Raw genomic sequence first — 2,718 nt, 5'->3', positions numbered from 1 at the left:
CGCCGCCCGCGAGGGCGTCGTTTGGCGTGACGAAGTTCACGGTGCCGCTGCTGGCGCCAACCGGAATGGTGATGGTCTGGCCGTTCGACAGGGTGATAACCAACGGAGCGTCGGTCACGGGTGCGTTGACCGAGGCGGTGTAAACCACGGTCCCACCTTCGGCCACCGTCGAAGTCGCTGTGAGCGAAACGGTGCTGGTGTCGATGGTGTCGGTAACGTCGGTCACCGCTGGGGTGGTGCTCGGAACCAGGTTCTCGAAGTTACCGCCAGTGGCTTTATCGATGCTGACTTCGACTTTACCAGCGTCTTTGTAGACGTCGTCTTTTGGCGCATCGACGGTCACGGTGCCAGTGGTGGCGCCTGCGGCGATGTTAATGACGGCGCCGTTGCTCAAGGTGACTGTCACTGGTGAGCCAGCGGCGTTGGTCAATGTTGCGGTGTAAACGATGGAGCCGCCTTCGGCGACAGTGTCAGTTGCCGAGAGCGTCAGGCCAGTGGTGTCCTGTACATCGGTAACGGTGGTATTCGCCGGAGTGGCGTCGATGTCCAGTTTTTCGTAGTTGCCGCCCTTGGCGTCGTCGATCTTCACGCTCAGGTTATCGCCGCCCGCGAGGGCGTCGTTCGGCGTAACGAAGTTCACCGAAGCGGAGCTGGCGCCAACCGGAATGGTGATGGTCTGGCCGTTGCTCAACGTCACGACGAGCGGGGCATCAGTGACCGGTGCGTTGACCGACGCCGTGTAAACCACGGTCCCACCTTCCGCGACGGTGGACGTTGCGGTCAGGCTGACAGTCGAGGTGTCGATGGTGTCGGTGACATCAGTCACCGCAGGCGTGGTGCTCGGAACCAGGTTCTCGAAGTTACCGCCAGTGGCTTTATCGATGCTGACTTCAACTTTGCCAGCGTCTTTGTAGACGTCGTCTTTTGGCGCATCGACAGTGACGGTGCCGGTGGTGGCGCCTGCGGCGATGTTGATGACGGCGCCGTTGCTCAAAGTCACAGTGACAGGCGAGCCAGCGGCGTTGGTCAGGGTGGCGGTGTAAACGATGGAGCCGCCTTCGGCGACGCTATCGGTTGCACTCAAGGTCAGGCCAGTGGTGTCCTGGGTGTCTGTGACGGTGGTTTCGGCAGGCTTGCCGTCGATGTCCAGTTTTTCGTAGTTGCCGCCCTTGGCGTCGTCGATCTTTACGCTCAGGTTATCGCCGCCCGCGAGGGCGTCGTTTGGCGTGACGAAGTTCACGGTGCCGCTGCTGGCGCCAACCGGAATGGTGATGGTCTGGCCGTTCGACAGGGTAATAACCAACGGAGCGTCGGTCACGGGTGCGTTAACCGAGGCGGTGTAAACGACAGTCCCACCTTCGGCCACAGTCGAAGTCGCAGTGAGCGAAACGGTGCTGGTGTCGATGGTGTCAGTGACATCGGTCACTGCTGGCGTGGTACTCGGAACCAGGTTCTCGAAGTTACCGCCAGTAGCCTTGTCGATGCTGACTTCAACTTTACCAGCGTCTTTGTAGACGTCGTCTTTTGGCGCATCGACGGTCACGGTGCCGGTAGTGGCGCCCGCAGCGATGTTGATCACCGCGCCGTTGCTCAAGGTGACGGTCACTGGCGAGCCAGCGGCGTTGGTCAATGTTGCGGTGTAAACGATGGAACCGCCTTCGGCGACGCTATCGGTTGCACTCAAGGTCAGGCCAGTGGTGTCCTGAGTGTCTGTGACGGTGGTGTCGGCAGGCTTGCCGTCGATGTCCAGTTTTTCGTAGTTGCCGCCCTTGGCGTCATCAATCTTCACGCTCAGGTTATCGCCGCCTGCGAGGGCGTCGTTCGGCGTAACGAAGTTCACCGAAGCGGAGCTGGCACCGACTGGGATGGTGATGGTCTGGCCGTTGCTCAACGTCACGACGAGCGGAGCATCAGTGACCGGTGCGTTGACCGAGGCGGTGTAAACCACGGTGCCACCTTCCGCGACGGTGGACGTTGCGGTCAGGCTGACAGTCGAGGTGTCGATGGTATCGGTAACGTCAGTCACCGCAGGCGTGGTGCTAGGAACCAGGTTCTCGAAGTTACCGCCAGTGGCCTTGTCGATGCTGACTTCGACTTTGCCGGCGTCTTTGTAGACGTCGTCTTTTGGCGCATCGACAGTGACGGTGCCAGTGGTGGCGCCCGCAGCGATGTTGATCACCGCGCCGTTGCTCAAGGTGACGGTCACTGGTGAGCCAGCGGCGTTGGTCAGGGTGGCGGTGTAAACGATGGAGCCGCCTTCAGCAACGCTATCGGTTGCACTCAAGGTCAGGCCGGTAGTGTCCTGTACATCGGTAACGGTGGTGTCGGCAGGCTTGCCGTCGATTGCAAGGTTCTCGTAATTGCCACCCTTGGCGTCGTCGATTTTGACGCTCAGGTTATCGCCGCCCGCGAGGGCGTCGTTTGGCGTGACGAAGTTCACGGTGCCGCTGCTGGCGCCAACCGGAATGGTGATGGTCTGGCCGTTGCTCAACGTCACGACGAGCGGGGCATCAGTGACCGGTGCATTGACCGAGGCGGTGTACACCACGGTGCCGCCTTCCGCGACGGTGGACGTTGCGGTCAGGCTGACAGTCGAGGTGTCGATGGTATCGGTAACGTCAGTCACCGCAGGCGTGGTGCTCGGAACCAGGTTCTCGAAGTTACCACCAGTGGCTTTATCGATGCTGACTTCAACTTTGCCAGCGTCTTTGTAGACGT

1 protein-coding gene is annotated in these 2,718 nt (G+C 60.7%); it reads right to left on the bottom strand.

Annotated features, from left to right (window positions below):
• The coding region (locus KGA89_RS29545) for an immunoglobulin-like domain-containing protein (RefSeq protein ID WP_317851102.1) at positions 1 to 2,718 on the bottom strand (2,718 nt) is incomplete at both ends.

The sequence above is a fragment of the Pseudomonas sp. A-RE-22 genome (assembly GCF_019956035.1).
In the GTDB taxonomy this organism is placed as follows: Bacteria; Pseudomonadota; Gammaproteobacteria; order Pseudomonadales; family Pseudomonadaceae; genus Aquipseudomonas; species Aquipseudomonas brassicacearum.
Note: the sequence above shows the minus strand (reverse complement) of the source record. Positions and strands in the feature narration are given on the sequence as shown.